The sequence below is a fragment of the Streptomyces sp. GD-15H genome, assembly GCF_045291515.1.
GTDB lineage: Bacteria > Actinomycetota > Actinomycetes > Streptomycetales > Streptomycetaceae > Streptomyces.
Genome location: NZ_CP149447.1, coordinates 7,153,976 through 7,172,429 on the forward strand (window position 1 = coordinate 7,153,976; position 18,454 = coordinate 7,172,429).

An 18,454-nucleotide genomic window follows, 5' to 3' on the forward strand; every position below is an offset into this window, starting at 1 on the left:
GCTTTGGCCGTCCGGGGGACGGTGGACTGGCGGACGATCCCCCGCAGGGGTGATCTCCGCCCCCTTTCGGGGGTCGCGGGCGTGCCGGGAGTGACGTCAGTCGCCGGTGGCACCGTCGAGACGCTCGCGGATCAGGTCGGCGTGGCCGTTGTGACGGGCGTACTCCTCGATCATGTGGGTGTGGATCCAGCGCAGACTGAACCGCTCGCCGCTCCGGTGCCTGCCCTTGCCCAGGTCGTCCAGTGAGACGTCGGCCGCGTTGCGCCGGGCGATGTCGATCTCGGCCTGCCAGGTGGCGTGGGCCTCCTGTCAGGTGTCCGTCTCGGTGAGATGGAATTCGCCGTCCGGGTCGGCCTCGCTGTAGTAGATCGGCCCGGGGTCGTCCGCCGCGAGCACCTTGCGGTACCAGCCGCGCTCCACTTCCGCCATGTGCCGCACCAGCCCCATCAGGGACAGCTCGGACGGCGGCACCGAGGCGGTGCGCAGCTGCTCGTCGGTCAGGCCTTCGCACTTGTGGGCGAGGGTCCGGCGGTGGTAGTCGAGCCAGCCCTCCAGCATGGTGCGTTCGTCGGCGGTGGTGGCGGGTTCGCGTCGCTCGGTTGTCATGGCTGCATCCTTTCCGGTGGGCGACGCCCCGCGCCAGACGTTTTCAGGCGGCGAGTATCCCGTGCAGCAGTTCTCGCAGGTCCGCCCGTACCTCGTCCAGGGTCGGCACGCGTGCGCCGAAGGAGCCGGCCACGCAGGAGAACATCAGCCCGTCCGCCCAGGCGATCAGCGACAGCGCGTGCCGGTCGGGGGAGGTGGAACCGAGCCCGACGACCAGGCCGGTGAGCTGGTCGCGGAACCGGGCGCCGGCCGCGTCGAAGTGGGCCCGCAGCTCGGGGCGGCGGGTCGCCTCCAGGGCCAGTTCATAACGGGCGAGGGTCAGTTCGCGATTGCGCGTCAGGGCGCGGTGGGTGGCCAGCGCCATCGCGTCCAGCAGTGCGTCGGTCCCGGCCCGCGGGTCCGGCATCTCGTGCAGCGCGAGGACACGCGCCTCCCGCTCGGCGAGTCGCCGTACCGCCAGCTCCAGCAGCGCCTGCCGAGTGCGCGCCACGTTCGAGGTGGAGCCCTGGGGGAGCCCGGCCGCCTCGTCGACCGCCCGGTGGGTGAGACCGCGCATCCCGCGCTCGGCGAGCAGGGCGAGAGCGGTGTCGGCGACGAGGTCGGCGCGGGAGGCGCCTGCGGTGCGTACGGACATGAGGGTCAAACTATCCGCAGCACTACGGCTGTAGTAAAGTCGGCCCGCGGGCTGACTACAGTTGTAGTTGCCGGGTGGGGGCGAAAGCCTGCGAGCCGACAGGCCGAGGACCAGAAGAACCGAGGAGGAGCCATGGCACAGATGAGGGGGATCCCCCCGCGCGAGCGCGTTCGAGCGCGAGAGAGGGCCGTCGTGATCGGCGGGGGGATCGGCGGCCTGACCGCGGCGGCCGCCCTGCATCGGCGCGGGGTGAAGGTGACCGTGCTGGAGCGGGCCGGCGCACTCGAGCCGGTCGGCGCGGCCCTCTCCCTCACCCCCAACGCGCTGCGCGGGCTGGACGTCATCGGACTCGGCGACGGTATCCGGGAGCTGTCCGCCTGGCAGGGCGACGGGGGACTACGCGCACCGGGCGGGCGCTGGCTCTCCCGGTCCAGCGCGGCGGCCGCCACCGAGCGCTTCGGCGGACCCGTCGTCCTGCTCCACCGCGCCACCCTCATCGACCGGCTGGCCGGGCTGCTCCCGCCGGACACCGTCCGCACGGCCGCCGCCGCGCACCTCATCGATCCGGGAGGCCCCGGCGACCCCGCCCGGCCCGCCCGCGTGAGCACCCCCGACGGCGAGCTGACGGCCGACCTGGTGGTGGCCGCCGACGGCATCCACTCCGCCGTACGCCACGTGCTCTTCCCGGACCACCCCGGGGCCGTGTACGCCGGCTTCACCACCTGGCGGATGGTGATTCCGCTGCCCGGCATGCGGTTCGCCTCCCACGAGACCTGGGGCCGGGGCCGCCTGTGGGGCACCCATCCGCTCAAGGACGGCCGCGTCTACGCGTACGCCGCGGCCCTGGCCCCCGCCGGGGAACACGCCCCCGACGACGAGCGCGCCGAACTGCTGCGCCGCTACGGCGACTGGCACGACCCGATCCCCGCCGTACTGGCCGCCGTCCGCCCGGAGGACGTGCTGCGGCACGACGTCCACCACATCACCGAGCCGCTGCCCGCGTACCACCGCGGCCGGGTCGCCCTGGTCGGCGACGCCGCGCACGCCATGCCCCCCACCCTCGGCCAGGGCGGCAACCAGGCCATCGAGGACGCGATCACCCTCGCCCTCCCTCACGCTCGAACACGCTCGCGCGGGGAGACCACCCTCGCCGGTGACCTGCCCGCCTACACCGCCGCCCGGCTTCCCCGTACGACCGCCATCGCCCGCCGGGCGGTGCGGGCGGCCCGCCTGAACATGATGACCAACCGCGCCGGGATCGCCGTACGCGACACCGCGATCGCCGCGCTGTCGAAGGCCGGACCGGCGCTGCTCCTGCGGAGCTTCGACGACATCGCCGCCTGGCGGCCCCCGACGTCGGACGCCGTATCCTTCCGGACAGACGACGAAGGAGTCCGCGCCGTGGACGAGAACCGCGACTGAGACCGGACCGCGGACCGGACCCGCGACGGACAACCACTGGAGGAGAACACCCCGTGAAGGTCGGCTGCATCGGACTCGGCGACATCGCGCAGAAGGCGTACCTCCCGGTGCTCGCCACCCGGCCCGGCGTGGAGCTGCACCTGCAGACCCGCACACCCGCGACACTCACCCGGGTCGCTGACGGCCTCCACCTCCCGCGCGGACAGCGGCACGCCGACCTCGACGCCCTGCTCGCCCAGGATCTCGACGCCGCCTTCGTGCACGCCCCGACCCAGGCCCACCCGGAGATCGTGACCCGGCTGCTCGAGGCGGGTGTACCGACCTACGTCGACAAGCCGCTCGCCTACGAACTCGCCGACTCCGCGCGGCTCGTGGCCCTCGCCGAGGAGCGGAACACCAGCCTCGCCGTCGGCTTCAACCGGCGCTTCGCCCCGGGCTACGCGCAGTGCGCCGACCACCCGCGTGAGCTGATCCTGCTGCAGAAGAACCGGATCGGGTTGCCGGAGGAGCCGCGCACGATGATCCTCGACGACTTCATCCACGTCGTCGACACGCTGCGCTTCCTGGTTCCCGGGCCGGTCGACGACGTGACTGTACGGGCCCGCACCGAGGGTGGACTGCTGCACCACGTGGTGCTCCAGCTCGCCGGGGACGGGTTCACCGCGCTCGGCGTGATGAACAGGCTCAGCGGCTCGGCCGAGGAGATCCTCGAGGTCTCCGGCCAGGACAGCAAGCGGCAGGTGGTCAACCTCGCCGAGGTGATCAACCACAAGGGCCAGCCCACCGTGCGCCGGCGCGGCGACTGGGTGCCGGTGGCGCGCCAGCGCGGCATCGAACAGGCGGTGCTCGCCTTCCTGGACGCGGTGGGCGAGGGCAGGACGCTCACTGCCCGGGACGCGCTGGCGACCCATGAGCTGTGCGAGCGTGTGGTGCGCGCGGTACGGGAGCGGATCGCCGCCTGAGCCGCAGGGTCCGTACGCCCTCGGCCGCTCCCCAGACTGCCAGGACCAGCAGCGCCGCCTGCGGCGGCCAGTCGCCGAAGCGGACGTAGGGCGTGGTGCCGTGGGTGAGCGGGACGTCGTACACCTGCGCCGCGCTCGCGTCCGTGCCGAGCCGCGGGCCCACGCGCTCGCCGTCCGGGCCGTGGACGGCGGACACACCGGTCAGCGTCGCGTGCACCATCGGGCGGCCGGTCTCGGCGGCGCGCAGCGCGGCGAGCGAGGCGTGCTGCGCGGGCGCCCAGCTCTGCTGGAACGTCGACGTCGACGACTGGGCGAGCAGCACATCGGCGCCGTCCCCGGTCAGGTGCTGGCTCATGTCCGGGAACGCGGACTCGAAGCACACCATCGGGCCGATCCGCAGCCCGCTCCCCGCGTCCATCAGTACCTGCTCCGAACCGCGCCCGCGGTCCTCGCCCGCCGCCTCGCCGACGGAGGTGGCCCAGCCCAGCAGGGAACGGGCTGGGACGTACTCTCCGAACGGAACCAGCCGCATCTTGTCGTACCGGTCACCGGTGAGTCCGTCCGGGCCGACCAGCACCGAACTCTTGTAGATGCCGGGCTGGTCGGAGCGCCGCGCGTCCACGTTGACCAGGAGCTCGGTGCCCGTCCCACGCGACAGCGCGGCAAGGCGCCGCGCCAGGTCCGGCCGGGCACCGAGGTCGAAACCGACGCTGCTCTCACCCCAGACGACCAGGTCGACGTCCTGGCCGGCGAGCTCCCGGGTGAGCCGCTCCTCGAGGTCGAAGCGCCGGTCCGCACTGCCCGGCCCGGAGACGACACCCGGCTGGACGAGCGCGATCCTGGCCCGGCCGTCGGCGTCCGGGAGGGGTGCCCCCACCCACGCGGCGGACACGACCACGCCCGTGGCGACCAGACCGGCCACGGCCGGCCCACGGGCCTGCCGCACCACGAGGAGCACGGCCACGGACACGTTCAGCACCACCACCAGGAAACTGGGCAGCCAGATCCCGCCGACCGACGCCAGCCGCAGCGCCGCGCCCACCTGCCACTGACTCGCCCCGAGCACACCCCAGGGACCGCCCAGCGCCTCCCAGGAACGCACCAGCTCGACGGCCAGCCAGCCCGAGGGCAGCACGACCAGCGCGGCCCCGACCCGCCCCCGCGACGGCACCCCGCCCAGCAGCCGTCGCACCAGCCACCCCCACGGCGCCCACAGCACGCCGAGCAGGGCCGCGAGGACGAACGTGAACACATGCAGGTTCGGCAGCAGCCAGTGGTGCATCGCGAACATGAAGCCGAACCCGCCCCACCAGCCGTCGTACGCGGCGCGGCGGCCCGTGGGCGCGGAGCGCGCCAGCAGAATCCAGGGCACCAGCGCGACGTAGGCGAACCCCCAAAGGGACGGAGCGGGGAAGGCGAGGACGGGCAGGGCCCCCACGACCGCGGCGACGGCCGAGCGCCGCCACGGGGAGACGAGCCAGTGGCCGGACGACTTCAACGGCGCCTCCCTACCCCACGTGTGCCTCCAGTGTGCGCCCCGGGCAAGATCCGGGACAGGGGTGCGTCGGGCTCAGCGGACCACAGGCGCCGCCGGCAGGCCGGAAAGCGCCGCCGTTTCTCCCGCACGACCACCTCGCGCAACCGCCAGCCGCCGTCCGTGCGCAGCATCGCGAACGCGTATCGTCCCCCACACGAAGTCCGGCACGGCCGGTCCGCCGTCGGCCCCCGCCGTGCCCATCGGGTTGACGTAGTCGGCCTGCACCCGAGCCGTGTCGCCGGTGTCCTGCTCCCGGACCCCGAAGCGCACCCGCCGGTTCACGATCAGACGCTGCCGCATCGGAAACACCTTCAGGCTCTCCGCGAGCCACGCCGCCACCTTCCCGGCGTCGCCCTCGATGCCGCCGGCCGAGCGGTGGTCGGCCCGCCCGTCCGCCGCGAACAGCCCTCGGTACGCCTCCCAGTCCCCGTCGTCGACCGCCACCGCGTACTCGGTGACCACCCCGTCGAGGGCCGGCCGGTCCCGCACGGTCGCAAGCTCCGCACGCTGCGTCATCGGGCGGGTCCTGGCCAAGACCCGCCCGGAACCAAGGGGGTGTGCGCGGATATTCACGGACCGCCGGTGCGGGCAGCGAATGACGTCGAACGGACCGGTCTTCCGAGCCGCCCGCATCCCACGGTGAGGAGGTTCCCGCGCGTCTGGGAGCCTGGGATCTTCGGTTCGGGCTCCAGATCAGGAGGACTTCATGAAACGCCTCGTCACCGTGGTCACCGGTGGTAGCCGGGGGATCGGGGCCGCGACCTGTCTGCGGCTCGCGGAGGAGGGGCACGACGTGGTGGTGGGCTATGTGCGGGACGCCTCGGCCGCGGAGAGCGTGGCCGCCGGGGTGCGGGCGGCCGGTGCGCGGGCTGTCACCGTGCGGGGGGACACCGCCGACGAGGGGGATGTCGACCGCCTCTTCGACGTGGCGGAGCGGGAACTGGGGCCGGTCACGGGGCTGGTGAACAACGCCGCAGTGACCGGCCCACTGGGGCGGTTCACCGATGTCGACACCGCGACCATGCGCCGGGTCGTCGACGTCAACCTCATGGGGACGCTGCTGTGTTCGCGTCGCGCCGCACGGCTGATGACGCCCCGGGGCGAGGGCGTGATCGTGAACATCTCGTCGGGGGCCGCCACCCTCGGCAGCCCCGGCGAGTACGTCCACTACGCGGCGACCAAGGCCGCCGTCGACGCCCTCACGGTCGGGCTGGCGAAGGAACTCGGCCCGGTCGGCATCCGCGTCAACGCGGTCGCTCCGGGCGTGATCGACACGGACATGCACGCCGCCATGGGCGCCCCGGACCGGGCGCGGCAGGCCGCCGCCGCGGTCCCGCTGCGCCGCCCCGGGCGGGCCGAGGAGATCGCCGCGGCGGTCGCCTGGCTGATGTCGCCGGGTGCCTCATATGCGACGGGGGCGGTGCTGCGGGTGGCGGGCGGTCGCTGAAGCGCGCGTTCGGTCGCGGGCGGCCGGTACGGGGGCGCCGGTGCGGGGACGGTGACTGGGGTTCAGGCCGCCTTGACGACCTCGTCGCGGATCGCCGCCGCCCACTCGACCACCAGGAGCTCGTACTCCGCGCGCTCCTGGGCCGACAGGGATCCGCCCGCGCGCAGCCACAGTGCTCGGATGTGCTCGTTGACCTCAGCGGCAGACCGCACGGAACCAGGGGTCACGGAATCGGGGGACATGCCGACCAGCCTAGGGCCACGCACTGACAGCGCGCTACCGGACGGTTACCCGTCCCGTATGGGTTCGGTCACGTCCCCCGTGAGGGCCGTCAGCCCGAGGACTCCGCCGCGTGCGGGCTCAGGACTCCCGTGGTCACCAGGACGATGATGACGATGCCGAGCGCGATGCGGTACCAGACGAACGGCATGAAGCTCTTGGTGGAGATGAACTTCATGAACCACGCGATCACCGCGTAACCGACCGCGAAGGCGACGACCGTCGCGAAGATCGTGGGGCCCCAGGTGACGTGACCGCCGTCGGTGGCGTCCTTCAGTTCGTAGAGGCCGGAGGCGAGCACCGCGGGAATCGCGAGCAGGAAGGAGTAGCGGGCCGCGGCCTCACGCCGGTACCCCATGAACAGACCGCCGCTGATGGTGGCGCCGGAGCGGGAGACACCCGGGATGAGCGCCAGGGCCTGGCAGAATCCGTAGATCAGGCCGTCCTTGACGGTCAGGTCCTCGAGTTCCTTGCCCTGCTTGGGCGTGCGGTGCCGGCCGCCGCCCTCGTCCCGCGCCGCCAGCCGGTCGGCGACACCGAGGACGATGCCCATGACGATCAGCATGGTCGCGGTGAGCCGCAGGTCGCGGAACGGCCCCTCGATCTGCTCCTTCAGCGTCAGGCCGAGAACACCGATCGGGATCGAGCCGACGATGACCAGCCAGCCCATCCGCGCGTCGTGGTCCCGACGCATCTCCTTGTCGGTGAGCGAGCGGGTCCAGGCCGACAGGATCCGCCCGATGTCCTTGCGGAAGTAGATGAGCACGGCTGCTTCCGTACCGATCTGGGTGATCGCGGTGAAGGCCGCGCCCGGGTCCTCCCAGCCGGAGAAGGCCGCGGTCAGCCGCAGGTGCGCGCTGGAGGAAATGGGCAGGAACTCGGTCAGCCCTTGGACGAGTCCGAGGATGAGAGATTCGAACCAAGACATGAGGCAGCGGTGTCCAAGTGCCGATCGTAGGAAGGGACGACAGGCACGCCGAAGCGCAGTGTGCGGTGATCAGGCGTGCCGAGGTCGAAGCGTAGCGCCCCAAGATGACGAACCCGATGCCAGGTGCCACGCGGACCTCCGGCCCCTGAAGCCGACGCGATGGTGCCAAAACGGCCATGACGTGGCGGCAGCGGATCTTCCCGGAGTGCTGGAGGCGTCAACGGCCGCGCAGCTGGCGCCGCTTGCGCCACGCGATCACCGCGCCCAGCAGGCCCGGCACGGTGATGCAGGCCAGCGCGATCAGGAAGGCGGGGGACGTCGGCGTCGAGGCGCGGGCGCCGGCGACGACGTAGGCGGCGGTGTTCGGGATCGAGCCGAGTCCCGTCGCCAGCAGGAACGGCAGCAGGCCCATCCGGGAGACGGCGGCGCAGTAGTTCGACGCGGCGAACGGCACCCCCGGGAAGAGCCGCGCCGCCAGCATCGAGCGGAAGCCGTGTCGGCTCAGCTGGTTGTCGGCCGCCTTCAGCCAGCGTCCCCGCAGCAGGGGACGCAGCGCCTCCTGGCCGAGTGCCCGACCGAGGCAGAAGGCCATCCCGGCGCCGAGCACCGTACCGGACAGGGCGGCACCGAGCCCCAACTGGCTGCCGAACAGCGCGCCCGCGGCGAGGTTCAGCAGCGGGCGCGGCACGAACGCCACCGTGCACACCCCGTAGGCCACCGCGTACGCCATGACCGCCGCGGCTCCGCCGAGCTGCGGCGTCCAGCCGTCGGTCAGCAGCTTCTGCGGCTCAAGGAGCAGCATCGCCGAGGCCGCGGAGGCGAGCAGCACGACCAGCAGGGACAGCCGTGACCAGGGCGACAGCAGGGCTCTGGCGCATCGGGCGGTGAGACCCGTGGCGGGCACGGGCGGGAGCACGGACGCCGGCGCGGGGGCGTCCGTGGGGACGGAGACGGCGGCAGCGGTGAGTTCCGTGACGATGGCCCGGGGAGAGGCCGTCGCGGTGCCCCCAGAGCGGTTGGTGGCATCGAGCATCCGGTGACATTAACCGACGAATGTGTCCGGTCGCCGTAGTGTGCGTCTCATGAGCGTCACAGGGGCCGGAACACCGGGGGTGCCGGGCAGCAGGCTCGCCGACACCGTGCTGGATCGGCTCACCGCCACCTACGGGGCGGCGGCCGATCCGGAACGGGCCGTCGCCATGCGGGCGTACATGAAGGACGTGGCGCCCTTCCTGGGCCTGACCGCCCCGGTCCGCCGCACCCTGTCCCGCACCGTGCTGGAGGGCCTGCCCCGACCCGGCGAGGCCGACTGCGCCGCGATCGCCCTGCGCTGCTGGGAACTGCCCGAGCGTGAATACCAGTACTTCGCCGTGGACTTGCTGCGCCGCCATGTGCGCCACTGCTCCTCCGGGTTCCTTCCCGTCGCCCGGCACCTCGTCACCACCGTCCCGTGGTGGGACACCGTCGACCTGCTCGCCGCGCACGTCGTCGGCGCGCTGGTCGCGGCCGACCCCGGACTCACGGCGGACATGGACGACTGGATCGGCGACGACGACCTGTGGCTCGCCCGCACCGCCCTGCTCCACCAGCTGCGCTTCAAGGAGCGCACCGACACCGGGCGCCTCTTCGGGTACTGCCTGCGCCAGTCCGGCCACCAGGACTTCTTCCTCCGCAAGGCGATCGGCTGGTGTCTGCGCGAGTACGCCAAGACCGATGCCGAGGCCGTACGTGACTTCCTGGCGCGGGAGGGGGCGGGGTTCGCGCCGCTGTCGGTGCGGGAGGCGCTGAAGAACATCGGCGCCTGACCGCCGTGCGGCACGGGCCACGCGTGACCGGCCGGCTCCGTGCCGCGGAAAACCGTTCGACGCCGGGCACCGTGTCAGCGATGATCGACGACATGTTCCGGTACGCCTTCCTTCTCGCAGCATCCGCCACCGCGGATGCCCCGAAGGCTGCCGTCCCCGTTCTCGTGGCCGCCGCCGACGGCGCCCGAAGCTGACCCTCCCCGGATCGTCCGGCGGACCCCCCAGAGGGAGGGTCGGCAGGTTTCTCGGGGTCCCCGTCCCGGCCGTGCGCCCGTCCGAGCGCTCCGGGGCCGATCACACGTCTGTCCGAGAGACTTCGAGGTACCGCCATGTCCAAAACGGCTTACGTCCGCACCAAACCGCATCTGAACATCGGCACGATGGGCCATGTCGACCACGGCAAGACCACCCTGACCGCCGCCATCACCAAGGTCCTCGCCACGCGCGGCGCGGGCAGTCTCGTGCCGTTCGACCGTATCGACCGGGCGCCCGAGGAGGCGGCGCGCGGCATCACCATCAACCTCGCGCACGTCGAGTACGAGACCGACACCCGGCACTACGCGCACGTTGACATGCCCGGCCACGTCGACTACGTCAAGAACATGGTCACCGGCGCCGCGCAGCTCGACGGGGCGATCCTCGTGGTCTCCGCGCTCGACGGGATCATGCCGCAGACCGCCGAACACGTCCTGCTCGCCCGCCAGGTGGGCGTAGACCACATCGTCGTCGCCCTCAACAAGGCCGACGCCGTCGAGGACGGCGAGGACGCCGTGCTGACCGACCTGGTCGAGCTGGAGATCCGCGAGCTGCTCTCCGCACACGGCTACGGCGGTGACTCCGCGCCCGTCGTACGGGTCTCGGGGCTGAGGGCGCTGGAGGGCGACCCGCGCTGGACGGCGTCGATCGACGCGCTGCTCGACGCGGTGGACACCTATGTGCCCATGCCCGAGCGGTACGTGGACGCGCCGTTCCTGCTACCGGTGGAGAACGTGCTCACCCTCACCGGCCGGGGGACCGTGGTCACCGGCGCGGTGGAACGCGGCACGGTCCGTCTCGGCGACCGCGTCGAGGTGCTCGGCGCCGGGCTGGAGTCGGTGGTCACCGGCCTGGAGACCTTCGGCAAGCCGATGGAGGAGGCACAGGCCGGGGACAACGTGGCGCTGCTGCTGCGCGGGGTGCCGCGGGACGCGGTGCGGCGCGGGTACGTGGTGGCCGCGCCGGGCAGCGTGGCGGCGAGCGGGAGCTTCACGGCGCGGGTGTATGTGCTGTCGGCCCGCGAGGGCGGTCGTACGACACCGGTGGCGACCGGGTACCGGCCGCAGTTCCACATCCGCACCGCGGACGTCGTCGGCGACGTCGACCTCGGCGAGGTGGCGGTCGCCCGGCCCGGAGACACGGTGACGATGACCGTGCGGCTGGGGCACGAGGTGCCGCTGGAGCCGGGGCTCGGATTCGCGATCCGCGAGGGCGGTCGCACGGTCGGCGCCGGGACGGTGACGGCCGTCGGCTGAACGGAGGGCGACGACGGCCGTCCGAGCGGCGGCACCGGGTGCCCACCCCGTACATGGGACGGGGCGGGCACCCGGTCGGTGTCACGACGGCACAATGGGGGACTGTGAACGAGTCGATACCCGTGACCCGCGTCGTCGGTCACGGCACCGCGAAGCTGATGCCCGACGTCGACCGCGAGCGGGCCTGGCTGCTGACGGTCGACGGGGCGCCGCAGTCGTACGTCGACCTGGACGATCCGGCTCATCTGGAGTTCGAGTACACCCGGCGGCTCGGGCACGTCTTGGACATTCTCGCCGAGCCGGGGCATCCGCTGGACGTGATCCACCTCGGCGGCGGCGCGCTCACCCTGCCCCGTTACCTGGCCGCGACCCGCCCCGGCTCCCGGCAGGACGTCGTCGAGTTCGACCGGGAACTGCTGGACCTGGTCGCCGAGCAGCTGCCGCTGCCCGAGGGGGCGAATGTCACGCTGCACGCGGCGGACGCCCGCGCCTGGCTGGAGGCCGCCCCCGACGCCTCCGCGGACGTCCTCGTCGCCGACGTCTTCGGTGGCTCACGGGTCCCGGCGCACCTGACCTCCGTCGCCTACGTCCGTGAGGCCGCGCGTGTCCTGCGGGACGGCGGCGTCTACCTCGGCAATCTCGCCGACGCGGCCCCGTTCGCCTTCCTCCGCTCCCAACTGGCCACGCTCGGCACGGTGTTCGAGGAGCTGGTGCTGATCGCCGAGCCGGGAGTGCTGCGTGGGCGCCGCTTCGGCAACGTCGTACTGGCCGCCGCGCACCGCCCCCTCGACATCGCCACTCTGGCCCGGCGCACCGCCGCCGACGTCTTCCCCGCCCGCGTCGAAGACGGCGCGGCCCTGCGGGACTTCACCGGCGGGGCGAGGCCGGTGCGGGACGAGGACGCCGTACCGTCACCCGAGCCCCCCGACGGGGCGTTCGGCATCGGCTGACCCGGTGGCCCGGGCCACCCCGGCGACGGGCACGGTCCGGCGGCGCAGGTTGCGCACGTCCGGCACGCACAGCACCGCCGCCGTGACCACGACGACCAGCACGGCGCAGCCCCACAGTGCCTCCGCACGGCCGAACGCCGACTCGACGGGGCCCGCCAGCGCCATCGTGGCCGGTACCAGCGCCACCGAGCCGAACCAGTCGTAGGCCGACACCCGCGACAGTTTCTCCTCCGGTATCTCCTGGTGCAGGGCCGTCATCCAGGAGACGCCGAACACCTCCACGGTCACCCCGGTCACGCACATCACCGCGCACAGCACCGCCACCGGTACCGGAACGGCGAGCGCGGCGGACGGCAGGGCCAGCGGGAAGACGCACAAGGTGCCGACGAACAGCAGGCGGCGCGGTTTCCAGCGCGTCATCAGCAGCGCGCCCAGCACCGTGCCCCCGCCGAAGAAGGCCAGGGCCAGGCCCCACGGCGCGGCACCGCCCAGATGGTCCCGGGCGACGAGCGGACCGTAGACCGCGTCGGCGGCGCCGACGACCGCGTTGGCGAGGGAGAACTGGACGACGATGCCCCACAGCCAGGGCCGGCCGGAGAACTCCCGCCACCCGTCCCGGAGGTCGGCGAGCAGACCGCCGCCCGGCGCGCGCGGCGGGATGTGCTTCACGTCGAGGAAGGTCCGCAGCGCCGCCGCGACCGCGAAGGCGGCCGCGTCCGCCGCGAGCACCCAGCCCGGCCCCATCGCGGCGATCATGAGGCCGCCCAGGGCGGCGCCGCCGAGCGTCGCGCCCTGCATCGCCATCCGGAACACCGCGAACGCCCGACCGGCCTGCTCGCCCTCGACCGAGGAGAGCAGCATGCCCTCGGCGGCGGGGCCGAAGAACGCCTGGCCGACTCCGCCGAGGCCGCTGAGCAGCATCATCTGCCACAGCTGGGCCTCACCGGCCAGGACGAGGGCCGCGAACGCGGCCTGCGAGAGGCAGTTGAGGACATTGGCCGCGACCATCACATGGTGGCGCGGCAGCCGGTCCGCGACGGCACCGCCGATCAGCAGGAACAGCACCAGCGGCAGGGTGCGGGCGGCGGCCACCAGGCCCACGTCGCCGGCATCCCCGCCCGCGGCCAGCACCGCGAACGCGGAGGCGATCAGCGCACCGTGACTGCCCAGGCTCGTCACCACCGCGGACGCGGTCAGCAGCGTGTAGTTGCGGCCCGCCCAGGCGGGACGGCGACGGGAATCGGTGGTCGACACACCGTGACTATCGCCGGGGTGCGGCCGACTTGCCAAATGTGTTGAGGGCCGCTCCCTCGGTTTTCCGCCTGTTCCCGTCTGCCCGGCGAGGGGAAACGACCGGACCCGGTTCTTGGTCCTTCGGGACGACGGTCCCTCGCACCGCCGTCCGCCGCCCGCTACGACTCCGTCACGACTCGGTCGGCGGTTCCTCGGTGAGGCGCACCGTGCTGAGGATCTTCTGCACGGTCGCCTCCGGGATCTCGTCCTTGACGCCCTTGGCGCCGTACAGGTTCCAGGTGACGAAATCCCCTGCACCGTTCTTGAACCCGAAGGTGATCGCCTTGCCCTCGCTGTCGCACTTGCCGTTCTGCGGAGTGCCCTCCGAGTGCGCGGTGACGACGCTGCCCTTGATGCCCGAGGCGGTCGTGTACGCCTCCGGCTTCTCGACCTTCACGCTCTTCTTGTCGGGCTGCGTGTAACCGCCGAAGATCCACCACGGCACACGGGTCTCCGCCGCCATGTCCGTGGTCTTGGCGCCGTTCTCACCACGGGTTCCGGCGGTGACGAGGGCGGTGTCCTCCTCGCGGCCGTCCTTGTTGTCGTCGCCCGTGCACCACTTGGACTTCAGATAGGCCGGGGCGGTGACGGTGGTGCGGTCGATCTCACCGTCCTCCTCCTCCCATTCGAAGCCCACGCTGGTGCCGGGGGTCTCGATCTCCCAGTCGGCCGGGACGTCGAACTTGGTGCCGAAACGGGTGTTCGTGACGACCTGCCAGCCCGGAATGGTCGCCTTCTCCGCCTCACCGCCCCGCGGGTTGTCCTCGGAGCCGGATTCGGAGGTGCTCGGCTCGGCGGACGGGTCCCCGGACGCGCTCGCGGACGACTTCCCGGGCTTCTTGTCGGCCGTGTCGTCCTTGTCGCCGCCCAGCACCAGGAAACCGGTGACACCGGCGGCCACGACGACGGCCGTCGCCGCCACGACGGCCACCAGCTTCGTCCGGTTCCCGCCGCCTCCGCCCTGCGGCGGCTGAGGCATACCCACAGTGGCCGGCGTCCCCCACTGCTGCTGCGGTGCGTAGGGGTTCGGCTGCTGGGCACCGGGCTGCTGATACGGATTCGGCTGCTGGTACCCCGGCTGCTGATACGGATTGTTCGACTGCGGGTTCTGCTCGCCCCCGGGCGGCTGGTTTCCTGGCCACATGGTCAGCCACCCTAGTCCTGCCAGTGAAACGATTGGGTCACTGCCCTTTGACAGGAACGTAGCAACCAGGGGGAACGCCGTGCGGCGGGCCGGCGGTGCGGGCCGACGGCGGGCGGGCCCAGAGCCTGGCCAGCGGGTTCTACCCGTGGGTAACATGCGGCCATGAGCCAAGACCAGATGACCATCGGCGAGATGCTCGCCGCCACGGTGCCCATGGCCCGGACCCTCAACCTCGAGTTCCTGGAGACCACTTCGGAGCGGGCCGTGGTGTCCCTGCCGGATCAGGGCGACTACCACAACCACGTGGGTGGTCCGCACGCCGGTGCCATGTTCACACTCGGCGAGTCGGCGAGCGGCGCCATCGTGCTCGCCGCGTTCGGGGAACAGCTCGCGCGAGCCGTACCGCTGGCGGTCCGTGCCGAGATCGCCTACAAGAAGCTGGCGATGGGCCCGGTCACCGCCACGGCGACCCTCGGCCGCCCGGCCGCCGAGGTCGTGGCGGAACTGGACGAGGGCCGGCGTCCCGAGTTCCCGGTGTCGATCGCCATCCGGCGCGAGGACGGCGCCGTGACCGGAGAGATGACGGTCGTCTGGACTCTCCGCCCCAACGGCTGACCAAGGGGGCAGGCGCTGGCGGTGGGCGGCGGCGGGTCCGGTTCAGGAGCCGCCGCCTGCCCCGTAAGGGCCGTACAGGTCCAGCAGCCGGATCCGGGCGGCGTGCAGCCGGTGGGCGACCACGTTGCCCATCCACTGGGAGAGGTCCCGCCCGAGGGCCGGGTCCTCCTTGCTCAGCGCGTGGACGGCAGCGGCGTCGAACTCGTAGGCCCGCACCGGGGTGGCCGCCTCGGCGCCCAGATGCCAGACGTGCGGGCTGTACAGCCAGGACCAGCCGACGAGTTCGTTGTGGTTGAGGCGTTCGATGACGGCGGCCCGGCGGCCGGGCACGTGCATGTCGAGTTCGATGGTGCCGGTTCGGATCACCCAGAACCGGTCCGCGCGGCCCCCTTCCTCGAACAGCCGGGTCCCTTGCGGGAAGGACACCTCCCGCGCGGTCCGCAGGAGCTTCACCCGGTGCTCGGCGGGCAGAGCGCGCGGCATGCCGGGGGACGGGGGAGCGAACATCGCGGGCCTCCCATACGGGGTGCGGGTACTGCCGTTGCGTCTCAGCCTCCTGCGGAACCCCGTCGGCGGCCATGGGCCGTACGGCCCTGATGCCTTACGTCCGTCCCGTGCGACGCCGGTCCCGCACGCTGATGGACCTGGTGACCCGCTTCTCCACGGGCGGGACTTTCGGCACCCGTGGGGGACCTGCCGGTCCCTGTCGTCGGGTTGCTCTCCCGCCCGACGCTGTGGATGATTCCACCGACAACAGGAGGTGCACGTCATGTCCCGCACGATCACCGTCGGCATCGACGGTTCGGCCGAGAGCCGGGCCGCGGCCGAGTGGGCGGCCCGTGAGGCGAAGCTTCATGGTCTGCCGCTGAGGCTGCTCGAGGTCCGGGAGCCCCTCCCGGAGCCGGTGTCCCAGGCGCTGTTCCGCGGCGCGGAGACAGCCCCCGCCGACGGCTGGGAGGGTGTGCAGCGTGAGGCCGCCGAGGGGCTGCGGCTGCGCCATCCCGGCATCGAGGTCGCCGCGGAGCAGATCACCGGCCGGCCCCACGAGGTGTTGACCAAGGCGGCCGAGGACGCCGAACTGCTCGTACTGGGCTCCCGTGGGATGGGCGCCTTCGCCGGATTCCTCGTCGGCTCCGTCGGTTTCGCCGTCGTGGCCCGTGCCGAGCGGCCCGTCGTCCTGGTCCGCGCCGGGGAGCAGGCCGCCGACGAGCACGAGCCGGACCCCACGGGCATCCCGTCCGCCGCGACCCGCTACCGGCCCGTCCTCCTCGGCGTGGACGCCGACCGGCCCGACGACGCGGTGATCCGGTTCGCGTTCGCCGAGGCGGCCCGGCGGGGCACCGGCCTGCGCGTCGTGCACGGCTGGAACCTGCCGCCGTACTACGTCCACGGTCTGCCGGCCGACCCGGACATGTACCAGGAGGTCAGCGCCGAGCAGGCCGCGACGCTGGCGAAGGTACTCGTCCCCTGGCGAGCGGAGTTCGGGGGCGTGGAGGTGACGGAGGAGTCCTTCGGCGGCAGCCCGTCCATCCGGCTGATCGAGGCGTCCCGGGAGTCCTCGCTCGTCGTGGTCGGGCGCCGCGTCCGCCGAAACCCGTTCGGTGTCCGCATAGGGCCCATCGCCCACGCCGTGCTGCACCACTCCGCGGCCCCCGTCGCCGTCGTCGCGCACGACTGATCCGGTGATCCGGCAGAAGGCGGGATCGGGGCGGCGGAAAGCCGGACCGGGACCGGGCACCGTCCGGCGCGCATGCGCGCCGGACGGTGCCCGGTCCCGTCTTATGGCGTGCCGTGCGCGTCGCGGTGCGCCTTCGCCAGTTCCGCGTACATCGTCCCGTTGAGCGTCAGCCCCGCACGCTCCTCCTCCGTGAGCTCCCGGCGGACCTTCGCCGGGACCCCCGCGACGAGGGAGCCCGGCGGCACCTCCATCCCCTGCGGCACCAGCGCCTGTGCGGCCACCAGGGAACCGGCGCCGATCACCGCGCCGTTGAGCACCGTGGCACCCATGCCGATCAGGCAGTCGTCCCCGACCGTCGCCCCGTGCACCACGGCGTTGTGCCCGATGGAGACCCGCTCGCCGACGGTGACGGGGAAGCCGGGATCGGCGTGCAGCGTGCAGTTGTCCTGGACATTGCTGCTCGCGCCGACGGAGATGCCCTCCACGTCACCGCGCAGGACCGCGCCGTACCAGACGCTGGTGCCCGCCCGCAGCGTCACGTCCCCGATCACCGTTGCGGTGGGTGCCACGAAGGACTCCTGGTCCACCTGCGGCTCCCTGCCGCCGATACCGGTGATCAGCGCCCTGTGCGTCATCGTCGCCTCCTGGTCGGGTGATGACAGGCACCGTACGCCAGCCCGGTGGGGTGAAGATCACAGGGCGTCAGGCTCTTCGGCGGCACGCCCGCCGACTACGGTGAGCGGGTGCCGAAGAGCAGGAACACGTTCTCGTCCTGGCTGCGCCGCCTCGCGCAGCGCGCCGTCCACGAGGGCTGGGCGTGGGCGCAGCGCACGGGCTCGGTGACCGCCGAGCACCCCGGCCGCTTCCGGTTCGGCGCGATGGGAACCGGCACCAGGCTCGCCTTCCCGCTCGGCACCGTCTTCGGCGAGCCCTGGATCCATCTCGGCGCCCACTGCATCATCGGCGAACAGGTCACCCTCACCGCCGGTCTGATGCCCGATCTGGAGCTGGGCCCCGCCCCGATCCTGCGCCTCGGTGACGGCGTCGTCCTGGGCCGCGGCAGCCATGTCATCGCCGACACCACCGTCACCATCGGCAGCGACTGCTACTTCGGGCCGTACGTCTACATCACGTCCACCAATCACTCCTACGACGATCCGCACGAGCCCATCGGCAAGCAGTGGCCGCGGATGGACCCGGTGGAGATCGGGCCCGGCTGCTGGATCGGCACCGGGGCGGTGATCCTGCCGGGTGCGCGGATCGGGCGGAACGTGGTGGTGGCCGCGGGCGCGGTGGTCCGGGGCACGGTGCCCGACCACACCGTGGTCGCGGGTGCCCCGGCCCGCGTCGTACGCCGCTGGACCCCGGCCGACGGATGGCAGCCGCCGCTGCGCACCCCGGCACCGGTGCCGATCCCGGAGGGCGTCACCCCGGAGCAGCTGCGGGCGCTGTCGACGCTGTACGCCGAGGGCGCCGAGGGCGCCGAGGGCGCCGAGGGCTCAGCCCGGCTGGCCGAGCTGGAGCCCGAGAGCTGACTCGCGCCCCACAGCAGGCTGGTGACCAGGGCGGAGTCGAGCCGGTCCGCGGTCTCGTGGGAGTGCGGGGCGAGCAGGTGGCGGAGGCGATGGCGCGGGGATGCTCCG

General features: G+C 72.7%; 18 protein-coding genes and 2 pseudogenes. 9 read left to right on the plus strand and 11 right to left on the minus strand.

The features are described from left to right. Positions 1–96: 96 nt before the first annotated feature. Together WJ438_RS33835 and WJ438_RS33840 are read right to left on the minus strand one after the other, a co-directional pair. A pseudogene (locus WJ438_RS33835) lies at positions 97–606 on the minus strand (DinB family protein). A gap of 43 nt (positions 607–649) precedes the next feature. Next, positions 650–1,240, minus strand: a complete 591-nt coding sequence (locus WJ438_RS33840) for a TetR/AcrR family transcriptional regulator (RefSeq protein ID WP_406728575.1) — start codon at positions 1,238–1,240, stop codon at positions 650–652. Positions 1,241–1,372: 132 nt separating this feature from the next. On the opposite strand from WJ438_RS33840, the gene WJ438_RS33845 reads away from it, so the two are divergent. Together WJ438_RS33845 and WJ438_RS33850 are read left to right on the plus strand one after the other, a co-directional pair. Further along, complete coding sequence (locus tag WJ438_RS33845) at positions 1,373–2,662, plus strand: FAD-dependent monooxygenase (RefSeq protein WP_406728576.1); 1,290 nt, start codon at positions 1,373–1,375, stop codon at positions 2,660–2,662. Positions 2,663–2,715: 53 nt separating this feature from the next. After that, entirely contained in the window at positions 2,716–3,624 is a 909-nt protein-coding gene (locus WJ438_RS33850; RefSeq protein WP_406728577.1) for a Gfo/Idh/MocA family protein, read from the plus strand. Here the strand turns inward: WJ438_RS33850 and lnt are convergent. Together lnt and WJ438_RS33860 are read right to left on the minus strand one after the other, a co-directional pair. After that, the gene (gene lnt, locus WJ438_RS33855) at positions 3,545–5,122 is read right to left on the minus strand and encodes an apolipoprotein N-acyltransferase (RefSeq protein ID WP_406728578.1); all 1,578 of its coding nucleotides are present in this window, start codon (positions 5,120–5,122) and stop codon (positions 3,545–3,547) included. The two genes, WJ438_RS33850 and lnt, sit on opposite strands and share 80 nt — an antisense overlap. Positions 5,123–5,223: 101 nt before the next feature. Beyond that, positions 5,224–5,677 (minus strand): annotated as a pseudogene (locus WJ438_RS33860) (nuclear transport factor 2 family protein); the annotation flags it as partial. Positions 5,678–5,867: 190 nt separating this feature from the next. Here WJ438_RS33860 and WJ438_RS33865 point away from each other — a divergent pair. Continuing rightward, on the plus strand, positions 5,868–6,608 hold the full coding sequence (locus WJ438_RS33865; RefSeq protein ID WP_406728579.1) for an SDR family NAD(P)-dependent oxidoreductase: 741 nt from the start codon (positions 5,868–5,870) through the stop codon (positions 6,606–6,608). A gap of 62 nt (positions 6,609–6,670) precedes the next feature. Here WJ438_RS33865 and WJ438_RS33870 read toward each other — a convergent pair whose 3' ends face one another. From WJ438_RS33870 to WJ438_RS33880, 3 genes are all read right to left on the minus strand, one after another. Beyond that, positions 6,671–6,850, minus strand: coding sequence for a hypothetical protein (locus tag WJ438_RS33870; RefSeq protein WP_406728580.1), 180 nt, complete (start codon positions 6,848–6,850; stop codon positions 6,671–6,673). Between the two features lie 89 nt (positions 6,851–6,939). Continuing rightward, on the minus strand, positions 6,940–7,815 hold the full coding sequence (locus WJ438_RS33875; protein WP_406728581.1) for an undecaprenyl-diphosphate phosphatase: 876 nt from the start codon (positions 7,813–7,815) through the stop codon (positions 6,940–6,942). A 217-nt stretch (positions 7,816–8,032) separates the two neighbouring features. Continuing rightward, entirely contained in the window at positions 8,033–8,848 is an 816-nt protein-coding gene (locus WJ438_RS33880; protein WP_406728582.1) for a TVP38/TMEM64 family protein, read from the minus strand. 49 nt (positions 8,849–8,897) lie between these two features. On the opposite strand from WJ438_RS33880, the gene WJ438_RS33885 reads away from it, so the two are divergent. The 3 genes from WJ438_RS33885 to WJ438_RS33895 all read left to right on the plus strand — a co-directional run bounded on the left by WJ438_RS33885 (position 8,898) and on the right by WJ438_RS33895 (position 12,081). Beyond that, a complete protein-coding gene (locus WJ438_RS33885) occupies positions 8,898–9,620 on the plus strand; it encodes a DNA alkylation repair protein (protein WP_406728583.1) in 723 nt (240 codons plus the stop codon). A gap of 329 nt (positions 9,621–9,949) precedes the next feature. Continuing rightward, positions 9,950–11,131 (plus strand): elongation factor Tu, encoded by a 1,182-nt coding sequence (gene tuf / locus WJ438_RS33890; RefSeq protein WP_406728584.1) that lies wholly within the window; start codon positions 9,950–9,952, stop codon positions 11,129–11,131. A gap of 104 nt (positions 11,132–11,235) precedes the next feature. After that, positions 11,236–12,081 carry a spermidine synthase gene (locus WJ438_RS33895; protein WP_406728585.1) on the plus strand — a complete coding sequence of 282 codons (846 nt, stop codon included), beginning with the start codon at positions 11,236–11,238 and terminating at the stop codon, positions 12,079–12,081. On the opposite strand, the gene WJ438_RS33900 is transcribed toward WJ438_RS33895, so the two are convergent. After that, positions 12,043–13,335, minus strand: a complete 1,293-nt coding sequence (locus WJ438_RS33900) for an MFS transporter (protein WP_406728586.1) — start codon at positions 13,333–13,335, stop codon at positions 12,043–12,045. The genes WJ438_RS33895 and WJ438_RS33900 overlap by 39 nt on opposite strands. Positions 13,336–13,504: 169 nt before the next feature. Beyond that, the gene (locus tag WJ438_RS33905; protein ID WP_406728587.1) at positions 13,505–14,518 is read right to left on the minus strand and encodes a hypothetical protein; all 1,014 of its coding nucleotides are present in this window, start codon (positions 14,516–14,518) and stop codon (positions 13,505–13,507) included. A gap of 177 nt (positions 14,519–14,695) precedes the next feature. On the opposite strand from WJ438_RS33905, the gene WJ438_RS33910 reads away from it, so the two are divergent. Continuing rightward, a complete protein-coding gene (locus tag WJ438_RS33910) occupies positions 14,696–15,133 on the plus strand; it encodes a DUF4442 domain-containing protein (RefSeq protein ID WP_406729891.1) in 438 nt (145 codons plus the stop codon). Positions 15,134–15,175: 42 nt separating this feature from the next. Here the strand turns inward: WJ438_RS33910 and WJ438_RS33915 are convergent, their stop codons facing one another. Next, complete coding sequence (locus tag WJ438_RS33915) at positions 15,176–15,640, minus strand: Crp/Fnr family transcriptional regulator (protein WP_406728588.1); 465 nt, start codon at positions 15,638–15,640, stop codon at positions 15,176–15,178. A gap of 262 nt (positions 15,641–15,902) precedes the next feature. Between WJ438_RS33915 and WJ438_RS33920 the strand changes: the two genes are divergently transcribed. Next, positions 15,903–16,811, plus strand: a complete 909-nt coding sequence (locus WJ438_RS33920) for a universal stress protein (RefSeq protein ID WP_406728589.1) — start codon at positions 15,903–15,905, stop codon at positions 16,809–16,811. A 101-nt stretch (positions 16,812–16,912) separates the two neighbouring features. Here WJ438_RS33920 and WJ438_RS33925 read toward each other — a convergent pair whose 3' ends face one another. Then, complete coding sequence (locus WJ438_RS33925) at positions 16,913–17,446, minus strand: gamma carbonic anhydrase family protein (protein ID WP_406728590.1); 534 nt, start codon at positions 17,444–17,446, stop codon at positions 16,913–16,915. Between the two features lie 108 nt (positions 17,447–17,554). Between WJ438_RS33925 and WJ438_RS33930 the strand changes: the two genes are divergently transcribed. Then, complete coding sequence (locus tag WJ438_RS33930) at positions 17,555–18,346, plus strand: acyltransferase (protein ID WP_406728591.1); 792 nt, start codon at positions 17,555–17,557, stop codon at positions 18,344–18,346. The last annotated feature ends 108 nt before the right edge of the window (positions 18,347–18,454 follow it).